Consider the following 19,398-nt stretch of genomic DNA (forward strand, 5'->3'; position numbering starts at 1 on the left):
CCGACGCTGTACCGCTGGGTGCCAGCCTCCACGCACGCTTAGCGTGCTTTATTTTCCGTTTTCTGAGACGACCCCTGAGAGTGCGCCACCGGCAGTGATGGGTGGCCGGCAGCGCATGGGCTGGTCCGGATGGCTGGGACGTCCGGACCCGCATAAACCCATTACCGGCATGCGTTTCGAGCCCGAGCGTTACGTGCGCCATTTCGATCGCCGTGCCACTGGGGGTCTCCTCGTTTTCAGTGCAATAAGTGACGGTACGAAAAGCTAGCACTGGCGCGGAGGTGGTGTTGGTAGATCGTTGATTTCATTGACTTTCCTGTTCACTTTCAAATCTGCGATTCGTGGCGTCAAACCGTGGTCGGTTTCATCCATTGGTGCCAGTTATCGATGCATTTGGCCGCGAAGGCAGGATTTGGTCAGCATAGCGGTCAACCGGGAAGCGAAACACACCCCGCAAGTTGATGCTCTCCAGCCTGGTGGGCGCAATCTTCCCGATCAGTTCCGGTGGAATGACCTGGCGGCGGTTCGACCAGCGATCCAGGACCGCCTGCATCTGTGAGGTATTCCACGCCATCACGATGTTGGCCATCAGGCTCAACGCATCGGCCACAGCCTGCATTTCATCGACACGTTTGGCCTGCGCCGGGCTGATCCGGCCGGTATAAATGGCGCGCTTGAGGGCGTTAACAGCCTCGCCCCGATTGAGCACCCGGCGCAACTCGTTCCTGAAAGCGTCCTTGACAAAGTAGTCAGCCAAAAACGCCGTACGCAGCAACCGCCCCAATTGCACGCCAGCCTCATAGATTGGATCGCCCTGGGCGGCAGAACCGAACCGCGCAAGAGCTGCCACCGCACTGGCATGTCCGCTCATGACCGAGGCTGCCAGGTGCACCAGACTATCCCAATGCTTTTCGATCAAAGCGACGTCGACATTGGCTTCGCACACCGCAGCGATTTCTGCGGGCACTTTGGTGCCGCGTGGCACAAAGAGGTGGCGCTGTTTGAGTTCCTTCAACCGCGGGCAAAGATCAAAACCAAGCAAACGGGCATGTGACATGGCAAAGTCGGTGTAGCCATGGGTATCCACAGCAAGCTGGCTGGTCTCCAGCTTTTCTTGGCGGATGACACCTTCAATGGCCACGCCCGCCTGGCGCTCATTGAGCACAAAGGGCTGCGCATGGAAGATGCCCCACCGGTCTTTTACATGGGAGTAGATTCCAATGGAAGGTGTGTTGCGCCGAGGATCAAGCCGGGCTTGCCACACCCGTTTGGTGGTCTCCATGGTCATCATGTCAGAAGATGCCAAATCGGACCGCCCCCAGGTGGCGGCAATCGGGTGTCGCTGCATGAATTCCAGCACAGCCTGGCAGGCCTGGCTCAGACGCCGTTCGTCCCGCGCCCAGCGCATGGCCTGGCGAATGCTGGTGGCAGACAATTGCGGAATCATGCGCGCGCATTCGACCGCAGTCAGACTGGTGCCGTGGGCCATGATGCCGGCATAGACCATCAGCAGCTCGTCGGTAGAGCGCGGCTCACGTCCGAGCATGATCCAGCTAAAGCGCACCTGGGCGTCAACGGCCAGAATCACTTCCGGCAATTGAACCTCACCGATGCGGTGATCCAAAGCCGCGCGCAGCTTGGTCACTTCTGGGTCTTCGTCCTCTGCGGGCAATGGCGACAAATGGAGTTCATCATCCACGCGCAGTACGCCACTGCGGGCTGCAGCGGCCACCGCATCGACACCGGCAGTTACTCTGGCCAGCAAAGGCTTCAAGAAAGTGGCAGCCTTGCTGGGTAACGATAGACGGGCATAGTGTTTCTTGGACTCTGCCTGCCAACGCTCGTCCGTGAAGAACAAGCGCGCACGACCCCGAAAGCTCAGGCTGTGCTCAATCCAGACCGAGCCATTGCGCACCGCGCGGCGCAGGGCAAACAGGGTGGCCACCTCCAACGCCTGAAACGCCCGTTCCCGGTCTGGGCTGGAGATCGAAACCTGCCAGATCATTCCCAGACTTGGTGCCACCACTTCAACTGGCAGCTTTCTGGATCCTTTGAGATATAAAGCTTGCAGCTTGGCAAGGTACTCGATGGCAGGATGCTCGCCGGTGGCCTGCCAGGGCAGCTTTGCAATGGCGACGAGCAACGACCGCACGGGGCGAATTCCATCAATCAATCCCTCGCGGACCAGGGAGGCCCTGCTCGGTGGTTTGCGTTTCTGGGTTTCGGTGATCAAGGCTTCAAGACGGGCACGCAACTCAGCATCTGGCACCGCACCTTGCGCGCTCAAGGCAACAAGTTCGCCGAGCAGCGTTTTGTACATTGCGGCCCAATTGACGGTAGCGGGGACATCGGCGGCAGCCTGACGCCACAGATCGGCGATCCGGCGCTGCACCATAAGGATCAACTGGTCTGTGGTGGTGAACAGGCAATACCGAAGAAAGCATGCGACCTCCACGGTGCGCGCTGGCTCTTTGATCTTGGCTCCGGCTGAGGGCGGCCTGGAGACAAGTCGGCGCGCGTAGCGGCGCAAGATGAGATCGGGGATGTCTGCCAGGTGCTTATGAACGTCCAGCGTGTAAAGCAGGTCGATGCGCTCCAGTACCTCGCTGATTTGGCGGGTTGAGTGTTTCGCCGGTGCAGCCCATAGCCAACTCTGCTGGGTTTGTCCATCTGGGCGCAGCTCTGAAACTGAGGCTCGCCAGCGATCAAGTGTTGCTGGATCAACGCTGGCGGCGATGGCGGTGCCTGTTTCAACTTCAAGCTGGGCAAGTGCCGCCGCAATCAGTGTCCGAATTGCCCGCTCGTGCACGATCACCAGCTTGTTCTTGTACAGCCATTGACGCGCCCGCACGAGTAGCTGATCGCGGTCGGCGCAGCGCGCCACTTCGTCGCGCAGTTCACGTACCAGTGAGCGGCGCTGGTGCTCGCTCATCCACTGGAATCCAAGGACCGTGCAGGCTACTTGTTGGTGATCGAATAGCGTGCGCCCGCGTTCATACATGGCTCTCAGCGAGGCGACTTCTGGTGCTGCAATGCCAAGCTCGTTGCCAAGGTGGCGCCACAAGGCTACTGGAATTACCCGAAAGGCACCGAGCAAACGCCCACTCATGCGCAGGAAACCAATATGGAGCGCCAGACCAAGCTTGTGGGAATCACCTCGGCGTGCATTGATTGCGTCGCGCTCGGCACCATCGAAGGTGAAAAATGCCTTCATCTCGAAGTCGCTGATATCGCGGGGGAGCCCACGCATCCCCAAAAACGTTGTGTGCCAACCCTGCATCGTGAACCTCAAAAGTGGGAGGCCACCATACCCGTTTACAAAGCGAACAGGAAAGTCAATGAAATCAACGGTCTACCCAGACCACCCCCGCGCCAGTGCTAGCTTTGCGTACCGTCACTTATTGCACTGAAAACGAGGAGACCCCTTCCAACGCGGGGCCTTACCTTTCGGCCAACCTTCCATATAGGGTGCCCGGGCCGACCGTTAAGATAGGCCGGGCGGTCTGCTCTACTCGCGCCGTCGATTTCACCCGCCGCTATAGTGGGCGGTGTTCCATCGAAAGCCGGCCATCGAGCAGGATGGCTGTTCCCGCGGCTATCTTGCGGGTTGCGGTGTTGGGATCTCTCCCGAAAGTGGTCGGAACGGCGAGGTTCGAACTCGCGACCCCTTGATCCCAAATCAAGTGCGCTACCAGGCTGCGCTACGTTCCGGTTAATGGTTGCGGGAGACGGAATCGAACCGTCGTCGCATCGGCGTATGAAACCGAGCGGCCTACCAACAGACATCCCGCGATTGAATTGCACTACTAAAGAGGGCGGGGGCGGAAGGATTCGAACCTTCGAATGCCGGGATCAAAGCCCGGTGTCTTTGGCCTCTTGACGACGCCCCTCTTGAACCGTCATGCGCTTCGGGGTGGGCGCTCGGAATCGAACCGAGGACCACCGGATCCACATTCCGGGGCTCTGCCAACTGAGCTACGACCACCCCGAAACGCACGTCAAATTTGGCTCCGCACCTGAGGATCGAACTCAGCTAACCAGTGATTAACAGTCACGCCCATGCACCTTGCTCGGGTTCTGCGGAATCGATGAAACAACAAGCGGATGGCGAAGCGTAAGCGCCATTCGTTTGTCGTCTCGGCTGGTCGGGGCGGAGGGAATCGAACCCTCGCCGCGTGGGTAAAAGCCACATGCTCGAGCCTTCGAGCTACACCCCGACAGAGACATCTTGTCGGCACGACGCAGAGCCTTGTTGCTCTTGCGATGAGTGCCTGCATTCTTGATCATGGCCGCCGCGACGAAGGGATTTCGCGGGGCCGAGGCTTTTCGCTTCACGGCGATCTCCTGCGGTTGATGATCTGGTGGAAGTGGTCGGAATCGAACCGACGACCTTCTGCTTGCAAAGCAGTTGCTCTCCCAACTGAGCTACACCCCCAATAACTGGCGCCAAGAGAAGGAATCGAACCTTCGACGCGCGGCTCTTCAGGCCACCGCTCTACCAACTGAGCTATCTCGGCAAAACTGGAGCGGAGGACGGGGCTCGAACCCGCGGCCTCGACCTTGGCAAGGTCACGCTCTACCAACTGAGCTACCTCCGCAATAACACAAAGTACTACTATCTAATGCACGTACAACCTGATCTGGAGCGAGCAACGGGAATCGAACCAGTGTTCTCAGCTTGGAAGGCTGCTGCCTGGCCACTAGGCTATGCCCGCATGGAGTCGGTAACGGGATTCGAACCCGTGTATTCACCGTGAAAGGGTGGTGTCCTGGTCCACTAGACGATACCGACAAAGACTGGTGGACAGGGCTGGATTCGAACCAGCGACGCCTTTCGAGCTCCGGATTTACAGTCCGGCGGTTTGAGCCTCTCACCCACCCGTCCATGAAACCATTGCGAAAAGACCCCGAAGGCCCTTTCGTAATGGAGCGGACGGCCGGCTTCGAACCGGCGACCTCGAGTTTGGGAAACTCGCGCTCTGACCAACTGAGCTACGTCCGCATCTGGATCCGCCAACATGGGCAAGATGGGTGAGGCCACCTTGCCCTTGCAGGCGGATCCATGAATACCTCTCCAGATTGTTAAAGACACATCAGTGACCCCGGCCTCGCCGGCACTGGCCTGACGTTCACTACCCGTCAGGACTTGATCAGCCCGGGACGTCGCACTTTGCGCCAGCCCCGTTGAAACTCGTTACTGCGACTGCCAGGACAAACAAAAAGCCCGGAGTCCTGTTAGGGAGCATCCGGGCTTTTCGCCTGATCTTTCGATTGATCGCTGGACCTTACGTGGCTCCAGCGATCCGGGGTCTCCCCCCTCGGATGCTTCCTGTGCTTCCCTTCCACTGATAGCTACGCGGGTAGCCAACCGTGGTAAGACCAAACGTCGGAATGCAGATGGACTCATGGCGCTCATTGAGCGTGGGTCGCAACGATGACGACGACGGTTGGCCGGCGGCCGCGGCTTGTGCCGCTGCGCGATCGGTTCTGTCGTTCAGTTTCGTTGCCATGACGTTTGTCCGGACGAGACCGTTGAGCGCGTTTCCGACGAGCGCAGACGACCGGCACGCATCGCGTCCGGCTATGGTCGTCAGGTTCATCAGATTTGCAGCCACAACACTCTCCACAGGTGGTTGGTTAAACCCCGCTTTGGGGTTCGATGGATTGGAGTATGCCGAGCCCAGTTTTCCGTGTCAACAACTTTTGTGCATGGGATGGATATTTTTTCCTCTACGCGCACACTTTGGACTTGCTATGGACATTCTCCGTCCCCATTCCGGCCAGGATGCGCTATCATTCGCCTGTCGTAGTGAGGGACGACATCATGGGACAACTGACTGAATTTAAAGACGAATCGCCAGCCGTCGAGTTGCGCGTGCGGGTTTGCATGGCAAAGCGCGGCATCAAAAGCATCGCCGAGTTAAACCGGCAACTGCAGGAAGAAGGTGTGGAAATTTCGCACCAGCAACTATCGCGTATCGTCGATAACAAGGCGCAACACCTGAGCGTTGCCCTGCTTGCTGGGCTCATTAAAGTGCTGAGATGCAGGATAGACGAGTTGTTCTCAGTGAACTCAACGAAAACCACATAGCGGCGTGATCACGCCACCATGCGGTTCGTATCACCGGAAACCAGCTCGACCTTGAGCCATTCCGGAACGGTCGGCCTAGAGAATCGCTGGGTCTTCCAGTATTCGCGTGCGCAGGCACGTACAGCCTCGCGGTGATACCGCCACCAGCCCTTGAACTTGCGGCGTTCGAGCGTGCCCGATTCGGCCCACTTGATGAGCGTGGCCCCTGAAACGCCCGCTTCCATTGCCGCGTCGGTAAGGAACAACCATTCGTCCGACAAGCTTCGAGTGCCCTTCTTCGGCTCGACCAGTGCCTGTCTCAGACGTTCGAGCATCGGCGCCGAAACGTATAACCGGCGCTGATCCCACTTGGCGCGGGATACCCGGAAGTGCCATCGTTCTTGCGAGCGATAACCCAATCCAGCGACGTGCCGAGCTCCTCAGCGGCCTCCTCGAGCGTGTATCCTTCGCGGGACTCCAGCCGCTTTTGCACCGCTTGAAATGTGCTCAACGGAATCCCCTCGGCGCCGCGCCAATTGACGCCGTCCAGCAGATGATCCAGGCGCTCGAGTGTCACGCCCAAGCGACGGGCCGCATTTTCCTTGGAAAAGCCGTGCTTCGCACGGAAATCAGCACACTGCTGCCGGAGGACGTATTCAACGCCCCGGGCCGCGCCCGCCGTTCCCATCTTCGACTTCAGGGTTCCGCCTTCGATCAGCTTCCGCAGTTCCCTGCTCGTGAAGTAGTACTGCTCGCATGCCGTTTCGACAGAGATCCAGGACTTCGCACCTTCCCCGCTTGGACACTTCCGCGCGATCCACCTGGTCACATCTGTCTTCGAGACATAAGCGCGCCGACCGACCGTCGACGTGGCCATCATGCCATTCTGGACTGCCCTCCGGACATACCCAACATTCAGGCCGGACTGCGCGGCGACTTCCTGAAGGGTAAGCCCCGGCGACCACTTCATGGTGAGGTGACGCTTGGCGCCATGCTCGATAGGTGGATAGCGACGAACGTAGTCCTCGAAAGTTTTCGGTGCGCCTTCCTCTCCCCAGATATGCCGGCAGGTCTCGCACTCCTCCGGATGCTTGCGCTGTTGCCACAGCCGATGCGTGACCTTGAGGTTGTCCATGTTGGCCTGCCCATGCCACGGCATCGGCTTACCGGCGCGTCGATCGGCGATCAATTGCTTGGCGACCACCGGATCGACCCACCATGTACCGAATTGCGTCGACGGTCCCTTCGTCCCGTACGGGTTGCAACGCACTGCAGACGGGACGTGACCGGCCCGGGCGAACTCCGACAGCTTGTCGCTTCGAATGGAAAGCGGCTCCTTCAGCGTCGAAAGCAGCACGTACCCTTCCGGCGGGAAAGTGCGCCGACTCTTCCATGCTTCCCACTCGTCATAGGGGATCACCCATCGATGCCCGACACGCACAGCCTTCAGGTGCTTCTTCTCGATCGCCTGGTTGATGATCGCGAGCGAGCCGATTTCGTTTCCAGCCTGCTTTGTAGTCAGACCTCCGATCAGATCGCCGGCTTGCATGCCAATGACATTGATCCGGCACTGGACCGAGTTCTTGCTACGAGCGGCTTCAGGGTCGCCAGTCAGCTTCCGCAGCCTGGCCGTCAACGTACGTGCGATCTCGGGCACGCTGAGCTGGCCAACCAACGTTGCGAGCAGCGCAAGTTCGGGCGGTTGCCATTCGTAGCCGTTGATGTTGAGCGGAATCGGCCAGTCTGACTCGAGCGGGGCGCGGCCGTGCCACAACGTGAAGAGCTCAGTGAATGTCTTCGACGGCTCATGGCGAACGCAAACGCCGACGCGCTTGACCTCGTCGACATCCTCACAAGCCTGGCCGACCACCACGCCCAGGTAATAGCTGCTGGCCCGATAGCCGTAAGCGAGAACAAAGGATTTCCACTCCTGCCGCGCCAAGGCAGGCCAATCACGCTTCATCCCGGACCTCGAGCTCGTTCTTCAGCGCCGCGGCGCCGGTGAGCATCTGCTGCGCCGAAAGCCCGGCGATCGCGCCGAGTACGTTGATCGTGTCCGAGTCGCGCAGCCGCAGCAGCCGGTCGGTAGAGATACCCCCCATCGCCCGATTCCACTGGCTGAACGTCGCCGGCAGCGAGCGGCGAACCGGCTTCGCGCGCTGCGCGACCTGGCTCAGGGCCTTCGCCATCGGCATGCGCACGCGTTCCATGCCGCGCCGGCTGATGCAATAGAACTCGCCCGGCGCCAACGTGTTGAGGTCGGTGAACTCGATACCCGAGCCACGGAACTGCGGCGCAAGTGCGAACCAGACCGTCGGGTCTTCCTGCGTACCGATGAGCGTCAGGTTCTTGTCGCTAAACACAGAACGATTCAGCGAGGACGTGTAACGCAGCGCCGTGATCATGATGTCGACTGCGCGCTTGCGGCCTCGACCGACGAGATCATTGATAATGTCAGTCGCCTCGCCTATGTCTTCCTTGCGCTTGCGCGTCGCGCTGAAAAGTTGCCCTTCGTCGATCATGATGAAGAGCGGCTTGCGGAACTCGTCGGCGCAATCGAGCAACACGCGGCCGTACGGGACGAACTCGGTGGCGTCTTTTGCTCGCACGACAACGATCGGCTTGTCGCGCTTCGTCAGTCGCTCGCTCAGTTCGTCCGGGTCGCTAACGGCCGCCCCGTACATGGACTCCATCTCGCTTTCGGGATCGATGAACACGCTCACCCAGCCCTGTTCGGACAGTTGCTCCCCGATCAGCATTCCGGCATTCGTCTTGCCGCTGCCGCGCGGCGCAACGGCCAGCGCCACAATGCCGGTCATGGCGTATTCCGAAAGATCGATGGCGCGACCGCCGAGCTTGAGAGTCGCATTGGCCATTTCCGGCCGTCGGATCACTGAGCGAGTCATACCCCGTCCTCCCGCGCGTCGAGAATGATTTCCTTGATGGTCAGAACCTGCTTGGAATTGAGCGAATAGACGACCGCGAAATCGTCGATCAACTGCTCGTCGATGCGATCCAGCGTCCCATCCCGCTTCGCCCTCGCCAGCATCTTGCGCAGGCTGGCCCAGTCTTTCCCGGCTTCCGACGTCGCGCCGCCGCCGAGTTCGGCCTTCAACTGCTCCATTGTGTAGGGCGCGGCGTCCGGGCCCAGATCGCATGCAAGACGCTCGTTCAGGATGCCGAGCACCTCCGCTATTGGCAGGTAACTGCTCATCTTTCGAGCGAGAGACTTTTCCGCCGGCGTGAAATCACGGGCCGGCGTCTGACTCGCGGTCCCTTCGGGCGTCACGAGCTTGAGCGGCTTTCCGAGTTTGCGCGCTTCCGGTCGACTCTCACATGACCCGCAGACCGCGATCTCGAAGTTGTCGCCTTCCCCGGCATCCAGCGTGCAGCCGCAAAGCCGGCAGCGCATTTGAGCTTGAGCGTTCGTCGCCATGATGATTCCCCAAAATGATCTTGCCGATTCGGGAGGAGCCACGGTCCACGCGCCAAAGCGCGTTCATGCAGGGGGGTGGACTACGCAACAAATCACTTCGTGGCAAGAAGTTAAGAGGTAATCTACACCGGCTCGCCGCGAAAACAAGTCTGAGAAAACAACGATTTGCGGGGGGAATGTCGCCAGAATCCCCATCTCGGTTTGGCGAACCGGTATGAAGCGGGGACTAAAGGGACGGTGGAATGTTGGCGGAATGATCCGTGTCCAATTCTTTCTCGACGCTGATCCTTCCTAGGCCATTCATCTCGATGTGAACGCGGCAACCGCATTGCGCGCAGGAACCATCTCCCTTGCAGCCCGTTCCGGCACGGCGGCCGCGACGGTGAAGCTGCGACGCTCCGATCCAGATCCGCGCACCGCACCCTTCGCCGGGGCATGACACAACGATCGCGGATGACTCCCCTTCGGGGAAACCTGTTGCGGGTGGATCCGATGCGAGATGATTGTCCACGGGATTCCCTTCGGGTATCGAGTAGGGGTTGTTACTGGCTCATGGAACCAGCGTACTGGACCAGCACCCCGATACATGGCTCGTCGCTCAGTTGCGAGCGAGGTTCCTTTCGTCAGGATGGGATCCGATATGCCAGCGGACGGACGTCGACGCGATCGAGGTACTCGCCGATCTGCTCGTGGCCGAGTTCGCCACGCGCGAGGATTTCATCGGCCAACTCGACCAACAAATCCCGGTTGCCGGCGAAGAATTCGCGCAGATCGTTCCGCTGACGTTCCTGCAGGGCGTTGATCGTGTCCCGGTTGATCTGCCGTTGCCAGAAGGTAACCGGGCAACGGTAGAAGGCTCCCGCGCTTCCGGCGATGGCAAACCGTGTCGCCAGATCGATCCATTCGGCGTAGTCGTCAGTGCCCCCATTGCCGCGGGAGCCCAACACTGCAAATTCCGCCTCGAGGCCGGCCAGATCGATCAGCATCGCGACATAGGCATAAGTTGCCGGTACCTGCATTGGAGTCAGCAGGACCTCACCACCTCTTGAACTCTCTTCGTCGATAACAGGACGGACCACGACACGCATGTCGCTGGGCCGTTCGGGGAGTAGCCTGTAAAGCAGCGTATGGCCGGCCTCATGGATTGCGACGCGCCGCATTTCCTGGGGGGATTGAGTGTAGGGCCGCACGGCCACTTTCTTGGCGACCGGGGCAGATCGACGCTTGGTCACCAAGGATTCCACCACAGCAACAACAGCAACGGCAGCTAGAGCCGGTATTGCAGCTCGCGGGGAGCCACTCAAGGCGGAAAGTAGCGCGGAGATATCCGGAGCGCCGAGGCTCAAGAAGAGAACGACGACCGCGAGCGCAAGAGCCCGGAGCAGAGCCCTGCGGCCGTCAGGTTGGATCAACTGCGTCAGCCCGATCCACAAGAGGCCCACCAACACGATGTCGGCACACAGGTCGAGCGTAAGGGTTCCCTGAATTGGGGGACGCGGAAGCAAGAGGAGAACTACCGCCGCTACGGCAAGCCATGACGCCCCATCGCACGCTATCCTCAGGGCACGTTCATGCCATTTGGGTGCCAGCAGCGCGATCTGGTTGCCTAGCTTGCTCATAGAGACGTTCCAGAGAAAAAGAAAAGCTGGCAGGAGGTCGCATTGCCCCCTGCCACCCGACGGCGAATCAGATCGCGTCGCCGTTCTTCGGATCGACGAGCTTGACCGTCACAGCGACGTCTTGCTTGCCGTTCGCGTCGATCGCGGAGTTGACGACGGTTTCGACGCCAGCCTTGACCTTGACCGCGGACTTGAAACCATTCTTCGACACGTCGGGAAGCTGGACCGTGCCAATGTCCGATTTGAAGTCGCGCATGGAGTTCAGACGGGCGCTGTCATACACGAGATCGAGGAGCACTTCACCGTTCGGCAGCACGCGCGGCAGCACGCCAAAGTCGAAGCCCGTCTTGAGATCCGCGTACGACACGCAGGTCTTGGCCGGATTGTCCTTGCACGGAGCGATCGCGCTGACGTAGGAAATGCTGGTGTGCTCGTCGACGTTGGTGCTCACGCCGTCGGCCGCGGTCAGCACGACCGAGGTCGCCTTGTCGCCCTTGTCGCCCTTGATGCTCAGCGTGATCTGCACAACCTTGGCGTTTGCCGACACCGACGGAATGTCCGCCGACGCCGTGGCGCAGTAGCCGAACATCAGGGCGGCGCTCAGTGCGAAAAGGGCTCGGGTGGGTTTGCGATTCATGTGTCACTCCAGGTTAAGTCACGCCGGCGACATGCAAGCGCGCACGTTTCAGTTCAAAGCAGAGCTTGCTTGCGACTGGCAGATCACGGTGCGCGTCCGCCAGCCCGCTGGGATCACTGCGCAATGGTCGAGTTTCTGTCGACGACCTTGGCCAGCACAGAAATGGTTTGCGCCATCGAATTGTGCGAACAGGTCTCGATGACCGTATCAACGTCCGGTTTCAGCCTCACTGCGGATTCGAAGCCGCACGTGTACGTCTTCGGAATCTGCACCGTACCCAGCTCATTGGTGACGTTCTCCAGCGAGATCAGTTGGCTGTTGGAAGCCTTCAGATCGAGCACGACGTCGCGGTTTTCCAGCACATGCGGCTCCGCGGCGATTTCCAGGCCAGTAACCAGCGGCGAGGTGGTCACGCACATTTCGTCACTGCTCGGGGGCGTCCCGCCCGCAAGCCCTCCGCCGGCCGTCGACGAAACTTCTTTTTTGCACGGCCCCACATCGCTGACGTAGGTCCCCTGGGTGACTGACCGGTAGTGAGCCGACTTCCCGTCACGCAGAACCAACGGGACGCTCGCCAGTCTCTCGTTCTTCGATTGGACGGTCACCGTGAGCATCACGACCTTGGAGCTTGCCGGCGACACTGCCCGAGCAGCCGGCGCCTCCCACTTCTTGTCCCGGCACTCGACGATGGCGTCGCTGGCATCCAGCGTGATAGTCCCGTTGACCGTACAGGCGCTGTCGAGTTTCACATCGGTGGTGGCAGGTTTGCTGCTCGTCACACTTTGCGCATTCGCAGCAGCGCACATGCCGAGAGCGAGCACGGCCCCGATAGCACCGAGGCGACGCGTAGCGTTCCACTTCATCTCTTCACTCCTCAAAAATTGTTCATAGCTGGCTGAGCAAATCTGGCCCGCTCAATCCAGCAAAACGTCGCGATTCGACACGAGGCCATCCAGATTCAAATCCCCGCCCGCCCACGCGACTTCCACTTCGTTCCGTTCATCCCACAACACCAGATTTGCCTTGCAGCAGTGGCTAACCCAGACCTTGCAGGTCCTGCTGCTCAGCAGAACGCCGTCCTGGGTTTCGTCTCGGGAATATTCAAAATCCGCCTGCTCGGGGCGACAATTCCCGCAACCGTTCTCACAGGTCCACTGCTGACCTTCTGCCAACTCGGGCAAGACCACGTCCTCGACATGACGTTCTTTCGGAAAAGCGACAGCGGTATCCATTGGTGATCCTCATTAAGCTTGATGCGTGACCGCTCACCGACCGGCTGTAGCGGCTTGGTGCTCGGTCTGGACGAATTCGGTGATCTTCTGCCGCAACGGCGCCAACGCGGAGTTCACTTGCTGAACCTCGTTGGCCATGTCGACGCGATTTCCCGTGGTGTCGATCGGACTGTCGCCGATGCAGAGCGTCCATTGGCCGGTGCTCGACTGGCAGGGATGCGGCAGATCCGTTTGCTGTGTCTGTGCAGCGACCGGACCCGCGATCAGGAAGGAAGCTGCCAGCGTCGCCTTCACGAATTTCATGGACAAGCCTTAGGCTGATGTGGAATCAGCCACCCATTATCGGGATCGGGGAAAATCCGACAATTCGGAAACAGGCTGCAAAATAGGGGGGATTTGCGCGATTGTGTATGCTTTTTGCCTGCTTTGTCGGAAAGGATCGGGTGCTCACGCGCGCCGCCATCGCCGACGAGAAAAAATGAAACCCGTTCGGGATGCGTTCGCCGCCATCGCAACCTGCCGCTGCGTGCTATGCACCAGCCGCGTGTGCTCGTCGATCCGAAACCAGAGCTCTCACCGCAGAGAGGTACCGGTGCAACGTCGGGTGCAGGGAGTGCTCGCGGGTTCCACAGCCGTCAATTCGGCCCGAGCAAACGCATCCTGAACGGGTTGAGGTGGCTCACCCGCCACGGAGGGCATCTTCGAAACCGGTACGGGCGCATTCACGAGATAGACTACCGTGCCCGCCGGCTTCGACGACGAGCCAGCCACGGCGATCGGCATGATCCACGCGTCATTTGCGCCATGTACCTTGCCTAGCTCGTCCACCCAACCGCCCCAAGGGCCAAGCAGCGCAGCCTCGCGAGGCGCATCTTCCACCGGCACGATTCGGTCCGTCACGATCAGGATGAACCCCGGTTTTCCGCCCACCGGTGCCGCACGGAACGACACCTCGCTGCGCGCCCCGTGGTATTCCAGAGGCAGGCGCTTGTGCGCTTCTCTCTTGGCATCGTTCATGTCACAGACGAACGCCACGCTCTCGCCCATCGTCCAGCCAGGCATGTCGCAGGGATTCGACCTCGCGCCCGCCGGCGCCAGCCCCAGGAAAAGCAGCAACGCACCAATCATCAATCGTCCTTTTTGTTCTTTCGGGTCGTCTTACGGGCTTGCGCCAGCTTTTCCTCTCCCAACACCAGCACCTGGCGCAGAACCAGCAGCTTGTACCGGCATTGAGGCAAGATCACATAGAGGTGTTCGTCTTCCTGTGCCTGACCGACCGTCTGCTCCTCGATCGCGAGCCGCAGCGCGGTCTTGCAAAGATCCTCGATTGCGAACAACACGATGATCGACAGCACAGCAAACGCATTCGCATCGTCAGGAAAGCAGACGCCCAGAAGCGTCATCAGCCCAGTGACGAAAACGGCTTCCTTCGCCTGCCATGGAATCCGGCGGATCAGGGTCAGCACCTCGTCAATCTCCGGTGGCCAGCACGGCGATCAGCGTCACATCGGACGGATCTCCGCCGCGAGCCTTCACCGCATCAACCCTCTCGTTGAAGTCTTGATCCGCGCCGTCAAAGTCGTGGCCATGATCTTCCACCGTTCCGGCAGAATCATCGCGGACTTCGTAGCGCTCGATATATACGGTTGCTGCTCTCAACATGGGTTCCCTCACTCTCTCCCGTCTAAACCGCGCGCCCACTGGCCGCTTCCTTTCAATTCTGGAGGATCCGGTAGGATTGGACCGCTCGAAAACAAAGCGCATCCGGGCGTACTTTCGCCTTCAGATTACCGGCGATCGAAGCCGATTCAAGGGGGATCAGTTGGAGGGAGGGTCGAACCGGAAGCGGAGTTGCTCGCCGGCTTCAGCGTCTAGCGGCTGCAGGATGACGTCCTCGCGCCGAACCCATTGCGGGCTGACACGGCTCGACACGCCCTTCTGGAACTTGACGAAGTCACCGTTCGGGTGAACCTCGACGATGTAACCGTAGACGAAGCCACCCGTAGGCTCCGGCACCTTGCAGGCGCGTCCCTCAGACTCAAGCGCCTCTTCACGGGTCAGGCTCAATCCGGCCTCCCCTTCGACTGCTCGTAGTTTGCCCAGGCCAGGATTGCGTCGTCGATATCCTCGTTCCGGTCCGGAAACCTGCGGACAAGCTCAGCCCTCAGCGTCGTTACCTTGCGGATCTGCTGGAACCGCGCGATGTTGACCGCTGCGCGCAGCATTTCGAACACGCCCTCAGTCATCGAGGCACCGGATCGCCATTCGCGCTTCGGCGGTAATCTGCGCCTCGAGCTCGGCCACGGCTTCGGCGACGATTTCATCATCGCCAGCCCGGTAGCGTTCGCCGGCCTGGTCAATCGGAAGCACGACTGCCTTCGACCAGCCGAACTGGTCGGCGGTGATGTCCGCGACGAAGCCCACACCGGCCGGTGTTTTCCCTTCTACCCAGTAATGGCCATTCCACATGCCGGGCTGGTCGATGGCGCCTTCACCGAGATCTCCATCGCCCCCGCGCACAGTCGCCGCGCACTTGCCGAACTGCTCGAGCGAGTTTCGCAGCAGGATCGCGCCGTAAGCGCACGTCCCCCTAGTCTTCGCGATGTTGCTGGCAGAGAGCACACGATCGAACACATCCCGCATCATTGTGGTGAGCCGTGCCACTTCTTGCAGGTCCGGGTCACAGTCAACGGCGATTTGATGGCCCGGCCAGTGACCCTTGGCCGGTTTCCATTGCGGATTGTCAGGCTCGACCTTGCGCATGGTTTCCAGCGCATCCGGATCCCGGTAGTCCGCCATGCACCGAACGCAATCACCTCCGCAGTCACCGGTGTCCGGTTTCCCGGGCTGGTCGAGCTGCTGGCCGCAAATTCGGCAGGCGTGCGGATCAGGCTGTTGCGGCATGTCATGTTTCCGTGGCAATGGACGGCCCATGATAGCAGCGAGCACCGGCAGAACAAGCCGTTCCACAAAGGCAAACAGCCCATCCACCGAAAGGGTGAATGGGCTGTTTGGGTACGATTCTGACCTAGGTTATGCGGCCAAGAGTCGTTTGATGATGCCGTCGGCATCGCCACAGAACGGCGCCAGCATGTCGAGCGTCAGGTCGATAGCCCGTTTCCGGGCTTCGAGCGTCAGCCACGGCTTGCCGATCGCCGCCAGACTCGGGAGCTCCGCCATCGCTTCCAGCAGCAGATTTTCGGCCTGGATGCGGGTGTTCTCGGCTTCGAGCAGCGGACAGTTGTCCGACGCTCTGACCTTGAGCCCTGCCGCATCGCGTGCCTCGAAACACTGCTTGAGGAAGATAGCGAAGTCTGACTCTTCCAGCATGTACGATCGCTTCCGGTCGAGAATGACCACGTCCTCACACCCATGCTCGACATACTTCCGCGCGATGCGAAACTGATGCCGAGTCAGGATCTCCGTTTCGTATGCGACGACGACCGGGCGGACTACATCCTCATGGGCCATCGAGAGCAGCAGGTTCTCTGCCGCCCGGATCATGTTGGCATTCGGGACAAACTCGCCCGACATGGCCTTCGTGATCTGCTCGTTGACCTGGGAATCGACCTTCTGCCCGATCGATACCGGGAGGTCCCCGATCTGGCTGTCGCCGCCCATCCAGTCACTATCGGCATGCCATGCCTGACTGCCGACAGGACGGAACTCGTGATGCTTTTCCGGCCGGCCCGACTCGCCTTGGCGAACGACGCATCGCCATTCGTAACCGTCGATCACGACCGGCGTCGAAACGAAGAAATGCATGCCGCCTTTGAGGCCAGACGATGCACCTTGAACTGCTTGTGTCATGTTCCTGCTCCTGAGTAACGCGAAGCAGGCCCCGTGGCGGGTGACTGCCCCGCTTGGGTAAAAGTGACTTTCCAGATGTGGCCGGTTAAACCTCGGTTCCGCCAATCCAACAATCGCCGAGATAGGCATCCGCTACGTCGCCATCTACGGCATGCACAACGTCCTCATGGTTGAGCGACTGGACGATAGCGTCACCCGTCCATGGAACGGATGGCGAGACGCTGAAAACGACATTCCCGGTTGGGCCTCGCACAGAAAGGACCGCGTTTTCACGACCGATGAGCAGGTCCCGCTCGCCAACGTGGATCGGGCGCCCTACCAGCTTTATGCCGCATGCTGTCGCATCGTATGCGTCCTGCTCGATTCGACGGATCTGTACCGGCTTCGGATATCCGAACTTCTCGAAATCCGGAACGCCGCCACATTCATTAAGGAAGGTGTCAGCGTCCACGCCGTTTATGGCTGCGTGGCCTCGAAACTCATCAAGCCTTTCCATGGCCCGCTTGATCTTCCCTTCGCGATCTTGCAGTTCCAACGCCAGAATATGGCCTTTCCCTCGCGCCAGCTGCACCCCATGAAGAGCCGCCTCCTGCTCGCGCAATACGCTCAAAGCATGCTTGACGTAGAACTGAACAGACTGCGGGATCTTTGTTTCGTGCATTCTCTTTCTCCTTGCTTGAGTGACACGAAGCAGAAACCCGGGCGGGTAACTGCCCCGCCTGGGGTGACCTTCAGGCTACGACGCGTACGGCGGTGAGGATGACGCTCGAGTCGAAGTTGCGCTCGCGTCCGCCGACGAAGTAGACACAGACGGTTCGGCTGTTGATCAGCTCCACCCTTTTGACCTCTTCGTTCTGGTGATACGGCAGCACGTCCCCGGATTGGAGATCCGCCGGCTTTGCTTCAATATGGCGCCGCGATTGCTTCTGCTCGTGCGCGACCGACGCAGCCCACGACTTGTACTCCGCCGTTCCATTCTTCTTCAGCCATTCCTGATGCTCTCGCATCGCGGCGACGCTGTCGAAGCCGAGGGCTTTCGCCTGTTCGAGGCTTTGGCACACCGCCGTCCGCTCCCAGCCATCTTGTGGGAATTCCTCGCCCATCACCTCCGCAACTTCATCGACGAGATCGACGCGTTTTACGGCGATGAAGGTCGCCAGATCAAGCCGCGTTACGCCGTCGATGTTGTCTGCACGTACCGAACTGAGTACGCGATACACGTCCACCTTGCGCAACTGGTCGATCGAGTCGGCCGCGATCTTGATGAACTGCTCGAGGTCACTGGCTTGTCCGCGGTCGTCGTGCGCATGCACATTGACATCGACATGAGGCAGTTCACGCTGAAGCGCTTCCCATGCGGCATATTCCGCCGGCAGGGTTGCCTTCACGTATGCTTGGTCTCCAAACTGAGATGCTTTACATCCAATCCCTGCGGCGTCTCTCGTTGGAATTGCGGCACAATGGCCTCGGGAGTTTGTGTAAATGTCCCAATTGCCGTGGTTACAGATGAACGTCGGAAAGTTCTCGGTGTTATACACACCATCCCTTTCGGGCTTGACCGTTGGTTCCGTCATTTTCCTGCTCCTGATGTCGCGAAGCAGGCTTACCCGTGCGGGTAACTGCCCCGCTTGGGTTGAGATACTGCCCGAAGGCAGATAGATGAGATTGCGGCAACGCCGCCAGGCTGGGAAATGGTCCAGCTACCAGTGAAAGCGGGTCAAGTATATCGGAATTTCCAGACAGGAAGTAAGTCGGAGTCCAAAGCCTCCACGAAAAGCAAAATGCCCCCGACCCGTCGGTCAACGGCGAATCCGTGCGGGGGGCGAGACCGGCGTCAATTTCGCAAGAGGCCTCCACCAAGGCCTATCGACATACTTCATATCCAAACCTACCAGTCGGTCGACCAAGCCCAACCTCGAAAGTTGGTAACGACGAGACCACAAATAGAAACGCCCGCCGGCCCCTGGAAATCGGGGGCGCGGCGAGCAGGAACTGCAGGTTGATGATTACGGGCGCGACGACGAAATATGCCCCGGCGATTCGTCATCCGGATCGATAAAGAACGCCGCTTCCGAGCCGAGCTTGGCCGCTTCGACGCCTAGCTGCGCTCGTGTGAGCGGCGTGCTCGACACAATCGAGAGACCGCCACCGAGGTAGCCGCCATCGTCGCAAAAGCGCGCGAGTTCCTCCAGCGACCACGAAGACAGATCGGCCCCGTCGTCATGCAATACCACGAACTGAACCACGGCCTTGCGGACGTCGGTCGGTGAAGGCTCACCGTCCAGCGCCGAATGGACCGGGCATGCTTCCGCCTTGATCATTTCCCATGCCTTGTCGGCACGATCGAACAGAGACGACACTTCCTCAACGGACAAATCCATAGATTCCGCTAACGCGCTCATATCGAGATTTTCCTGCGTCGCCATGATTTCAGCGAGCAGGCGCGGGAACTGGATGTCATCGCGATCCCACAACGGAGGCGTCGTTTCCGGCACTTTCAGCGCTGCCTTGCGAGCAGCTAGTGCAGTGTTCCGTTCTGTTTGGAACTTAAGCGACTGTTGGCGCGAATGACCTTCTGCAAGATGTCGCGCGCG

21 protein-coding genes, 12 tRNA genes and 1 pseudogene are annotated in these 19,398 nt (G+C 59.9%); 2 read left to right on the forward strand and 32 right to left on the reverse strand.

Annotated elements, in window-relative coordinates; genetic code table 11:
* Positions 1–73 precede the first annotated feature (73 nt).
* Positions 74–268, forward strand: a pseudogene (locus BDO18943_RS42890) (hypothetical protein); the annotation flags it as partial.
* A gap of 96 nt (positions 269–364) precedes the next feature.
* Here the strand turns inward: BDO18943_RS42890 and BDO18943_RS40280 are convergent.
* The 13 genes from BDO18943_RS40280 to BDO18943_RS40340 all read right to left on the reverse strand — a co-directional run bounded on the left by BDO18943_RS40280 (position 365) and on the right by BDO18943_RS40340 (position 5,002).
* Complete coding sequence (locus tag BDO18943_RS40280) at positions 365–3,280, reverse strand: Tn3-like element IS1071 family transposase (protein WP_003158660.1); 2,916 nt, start codon at positions 3,278–3,280, stop codon at positions 365–367.
* Between the two features lie 354 nt (positions 3,281–3,634).
* Positions 3,635–3,711 (reverse strand) — tRNA-Pro (locus tag BDO18943_RS40285).
* Positions 3,712–3,716: 5 nt separating this feature from the next.
* Positions 3,717–3,792, reverse strand: a tRNA-Met gene (locus tag BDO18943_RS40290).
* 24 nt (positions 3,793–3,816) lie between these two features.
* Positions 3,817–3,889 (reverse strand) — tRNA-Gln (locus tag BDO18943_RS40295).
* Between the two features lie 20 nt (positions 3,890–3,909).
* Positions 3,910–3,988, reverse strand: a tRNA-His gene (locus tag BDO18943_RS40300).
* Positions 3,989–4,142: 154 nt separating this feature from the next.
* Positions 4,143–4,217: transfer RNA gene (locus BDO18943_RS40305), tRNA-Lys, on the reverse strand.
* Between the two features lie 142 nt (positions 4,218–4,359).
* Positions 4,360–4,435 (reverse strand) — tRNA-Ala (locus BDO18943_RS40310).
* 6 nt (positions 4,436–4,441) lie between these two features.
* A tRNA-Phe gene (locus BDO18943_RS40315) sits at positions 4,442–4,517 on the reverse strand.
* A 5-nt stretch (positions 4,518–4,522) separates the two neighbouring features.
* Positions 4,523–4,598, reverse strand: a tRNA-Gly gene (locus tag BDO18943_RS40320).
* A gap of 43 nt (positions 4,599–4,641) precedes the next feature.
* Positions 4,642–4,715: transfer RNA gene (locus BDO18943_RS40325), tRNA-Gly, on the reverse strand.
* A 1-nt stretch (position 4,716) separates the two neighbouring features.
* Positions 4,717–4,792 (reverse strand) — tRNA-Glu (locus tag BDO18943_RS40330).
* A 6-nt stretch (positions 4,793–4,798) separates the two neighbouring features.
* Positions 4,799–4,885 (reverse strand) — tRNA-Tyr (locus BDO18943_RS40335).
* A gap of 40 nt (positions 4,886–4,925) precedes the next feature.
* A tRNA-Gly gene (locus tag BDO18943_RS40340) sits at positions 4,926–5,002 on the reverse strand.
* Positions 5,003–5,824: 822 nt separating this feature from the next.
* Between BDO18943_RS40340 and BDO18943_RS40345 the strand changes: the two genes are divergently transcribed.
* Positions 5,825–6,091, forward strand: a complete 267-nt coding sequence (locus BDO18943_RS40345; RefSeq protein ID WP_175026481.1) for a helix-turn-helix domain-containing protein — start codon at positions 5,825–5,827, stop codon at positions 6,089–6,091.
* An 8-nt stretch (positions 6,092–6,099) separates the two neighbouring features.
* Here the strand turns inward: BDO18943_RS40345 and BDO18943_RS40350 are convergent, their stop codons facing one another.
* The 19 genes from BDO18943_RS40350 to BDO18943_RS40440 form a co-directional block, all read right to left on the reverse strand.
* Complete coding sequence (locus tag BDO18943_RS40350; protein ID WP_175026482.1) at positions 6,100–6,405, reverse strand: hypothetical protein; 306 nt, start codon at positions 6,403–6,405, stop codon at positions 6,100–6,102.
* On the reverse strand, positions 6,390–8,033 hold the full coding sequence (locus BDO18943_RS40355) for a MerR family transcriptional regulator (protein ID WP_175026483.1): 1,644 nt from the start codon (positions 8,031–8,033) through the stop codon (positions 6,390–6,392). Before BDO18943_RS40355 ends, BDO18943_RS40350 begins: the two co-directional genes overlap by 16 nt.
* Entirely contained in the window at positions 8,023–8,976 is a 954-nt protein-coding gene (locus BDO18943_RS40360) for a hypothetical protein (RefSeq protein ID WP_175026484.1), read from the reverse strand. The genes BDO18943_RS40355 and BDO18943_RS40360 overlap by 11 nt, the downstream gene beginning before the upstream one ends.
* Complete coding sequence (locus tag BDO18943_RS40365) at positions 8,973–9,506, reverse strand: hypothetical protein (protein ID WP_175026485.1); 534 nt, start codon at positions 9,504–9,506, stop codon at positions 8,973–8,975. The genes BDO18943_RS40360 and BDO18943_RS40365 overlap by 4 nt, the downstream gene beginning before the upstream one ends.
* Before the next feature lie 623 nt (positions 9,507–10,129).
* The gene (locus tag BDO18943_RS40370; protein WP_175026486.1) at positions 10,130–11,125 is read right to left on the reverse strand and encodes a hypothetical protein; all 996 of its coding nucleotides are present in this window, start codon (positions 11,123–11,125) and stop codon (positions 10,130–10,132) included.
* Between the two features lie 67 nt (positions 11,126–11,192).
* Positions 11,193–11,762, reverse strand: coding sequence for a hypothetical protein (locus tag BDO18943_RS40375; protein WP_175026487.1), 570 nt, complete (start codon positions 11,760–11,762; stop codon positions 11,193–11,195).
* A gap of 113 nt (positions 11,763–11,875) precedes the next feature.
* Positions 11,876–12,625, reverse strand: a complete 750-nt coding sequence (locus tag BDO18943_RS40380; RefSeq protein ID WP_175026488.1) for a hypothetical protein — start codon at positions 12,623–12,625, stop codon at positions 11,876–11,878.
* Positions 12,626–12,676: 51 nt separating this feature from the next.
* Positions 12,677–12,994 (reverse strand): hypothetical protein, encoded by a 318-nt coding sequence (locus BDO18943_RS40385; protein ID WP_175026489.1) that lies wholly within the window; start codon positions 12,992–12,994, stop codon positions 12,677–12,679.
* 33 nt (positions 12,995–13,027) lie between these two features.
* Positions 13,028–13,297: a hypothetical protein gene (locus BDO18943_RS40390; protein ID WP_175026490.1), complete on the reverse strand. Its 270-nt coding sequence runs from the start codon at positions 13,295–13,297 to the stop codon at positions 13,028–13,030.
* A 270-nt stretch (positions 13,298–13,567) separates the two neighbouring features.
* Complete coding sequence (locus BDO18943_RS40395; protein ID WP_175026491.1) at positions 13,568–14,122, reverse strand: hypothetical protein; 555 nt, start codon at positions 14,120–14,122, stop codon at positions 13,568–13,570.
* Complete coding sequence (locus BDO18943_RS40400) at positions 14,122–14,460, reverse strand: hypothetical protein (RefSeq protein WP_175026492.1); 339 nt, start codon at positions 14,458–14,460, stop codon at positions 14,122–14,124. The genes BDO18943_RS40395 and BDO18943_RS40400 overlap by 1 nt, the downstream gene beginning before the upstream one ends.
* Before the next feature lie 4 nt (positions 14,461–14,464).
* Positions 14,465–14,656 carry a hypothetical protein gene (locus tag BDO18943_RS40405; RefSeq protein ID WP_175026493.1) on the reverse strand — a complete coding sequence of 64 codons (192 nt, stop codon included), beginning with the start codon at positions 14,654–14,656 and terminating at the stop codon, positions 14,465–14,467.
* 156 nt (positions 14,657–14,812) lie between these two features.
* Complete coding sequence (locus BDO18943_RS40410) at positions 14,813–15,061, reverse strand: hypothetical protein (RefSeq protein ID WP_081712843.1); 249 nt, start codon at positions 15,059–15,061, stop codon at positions 14,813–14,815.
* Positions 15,058–15,240: a hypothetical protein gene (locus BDO18943_RS40415; protein ID WP_025496720.1), complete on the reverse strand. Its 183-nt coding sequence runs from the start codon at positions 15,238–15,240 to the stop codon at positions 15,058–15,060. Before BDO18943_RS40415 ends, BDO18943_RS40410 begins: the two co-directional genes overlap by 4 nt.
* Positions 15,233–15,898 (reverse strand): hypothetical protein, encoded by a 666-nt coding sequence (locus tag BDO18943_RS40420; RefSeq protein WP_175026494.1) that lies wholly within the window; start codon positions 15,896–15,898, stop codon positions 15,233–15,235. The genes BDO18943_RS40415 and BDO18943_RS40420 overlap by 8 nt, the downstream gene beginning before the upstream one ends.
* A gap of 129 nt (positions 15,899–16,027) precedes the next feature.
* The gene (locus BDO18943_RS40425; protein ID WP_025496722.1) at positions 16,028–16,804 is read right to left on the reverse strand and encodes a hypothetical protein; all 777 of its coding nucleotides are present in this window, start codon (positions 16,802–16,804) and stop codon (positions 16,028–16,030) included.
* Between the two features lie 85 nt (positions 16,805–16,889).
* A complete protein-coding gene (locus BDO18943_RS40430) occupies positions 16,890–17,465 on the reverse strand; it encodes a hypothetical protein (protein ID WP_025496723.1) in 576 nt (191 codons plus the stop codon).
* 70 nt (positions 17,466–17,535) lie between these two features.
* Positions 17,536–18,192 (reverse strand): hypothetical protein, encoded by a 657-nt coding sequence (locus tag BDO18943_RS40435; protein ID WP_025496724.1) that lies wholly within the window; start codon positions 18,190–18,192, stop codon positions 17,536–17,538.
* 618 nt (positions 18,193–18,810) lie between these two features.
* The coding region (locus BDO18943_RS40440) for a hypothetical protein (RefSeq protein ID WP_175026495.1) at positions 18,811–19,398 on the reverse strand (588 nt) is incomplete at its 5' end.

Source organism: Burkholderia aenigmatica (genome assembly GCF_902499175.1).
GTDB lineage: Bacteria > Pseudomonadota > Gammaproteobacteria > Burkholderiales > Burkholderiaceae > Burkholderia > Burkholderia aenigmatica.

Coding starts and splice junctions, on each gene's coding strand:
- BDO18943_RS40280 (WP_003158660.1), bottom strand. CDS start 3,280: ATGCAGGGTTGGCACACAACGTTTTTGGGGATGCGTGGGCTCCCCCGC.
- BDO18943_RS40345 (WP_175026481.1), top strand. CDS start 5,825: ATGGGACAACTGACTGAATTTAAAGACGAATCGCCAGCCGTCGAGTTG.
- BDO18943_RS40350 (WP_175026482.1), bottom strand. CDS start 6,405: ATGCTCGAACGTCTGAGACAGGCACTGGTCGAGCCGAAGAAGGGCACT.
- BDO18943_RS40355 (WP_175026483.1), bottom strand. CDS start 8,033: ATGAAGCGTGATTGGCCTGCCTTGGCGCGGCAGGAGTGGAAATCCTTT.
- BDO18943_RS40360 (WP_175026484.1), bottom strand. CDS start 8,976: ATGACTCGCTCAGTGATCCGACGGCCGGAAATGGCCAATGCGACTCTC.
- BDO18943_RS40365 (WP_175026485.1), bottom strand. CDS start 9,506: ATGGCGACGAACGCTCAAGCTCAAATGCGCTGCCGGCTTTGCGGCTGC.
- BDO18943_RS40370 (WP_175026486.1), bottom strand. CDS start 11,125: ATGAGCAAGCTAGGCAACCAGATCGCGCTGCTGGCACCCAAATGGCAT.
- BDO18943_RS40375 (WP_175026487.1), bottom strand. CDS start 11,762: ATGAATCGCAAACCCACCCGAGCCCTTTTCGCACTGAGCGCCGCCCTG.
- BDO18943_RS40380 (WP_175026488.1), bottom strand. CDS start 12,625: ATGAAGTGGAACGCTACGCGTCGCCTCGGTGCTATCGGGGCCGTGCTC.
- BDO18943_RS40385 (WP_175026489.1), bottom strand. CDS start 12,994: ATGGATACCGCTGTCGCTTTTCCGAAAGAACGTCATGTCGAGGACGTG.
- BDO18943_RS40390 (WP_175026490.1), bottom strand. CDS start 13,297: ATGAAATTCGTGAAGGCGACGCTGGCAGCTTCCTTCCTGATCGCGGGT.
- BDO18943_RS40395 (WP_175026491.1), bottom strand. CDS start 14,122: ATGATTGGTGCGTTGCTGCTTTTCCTGGGGCTGGCGCCGGCGGGCGCG.
- BDO18943_RS40405 (WP_175026493.1), bottom strand. CDS start 14,656: ATGTTGAGAGCAGCAACCGTATATATCGAGCGCTACGAAGTCCGCGAT.
- BDO18943_RS40415 (WP_025496720.1), bottom strand. CDS start 15,240: ATGACTGAGGGCGTGTTCGAAATGCTGCGCGCAGCGGTCAACATCGCG.
- BDO18943_RS40420 (WP_175026494.1), bottom strand. CDS start 15,898: ATGCCGCAACAGCCTGATCCGCACGCCTGCCGAATTTGCGGCCAGCAG.
- BDO18943_RS40425 (WP_025496722.1), bottom strand. CDS start 16,804: ATGACACAAGCAGTTCAAGGTGCATCGTCTGGCCTCAAAGGCGGCATG.
- BDO18943_RS40430 (WP_025496723.1), bottom strand. CDS start 17,465: ATGCACGAAACAAAGATCCCGCAGTCTGTTCAGTTCTACGTCAAGCAT.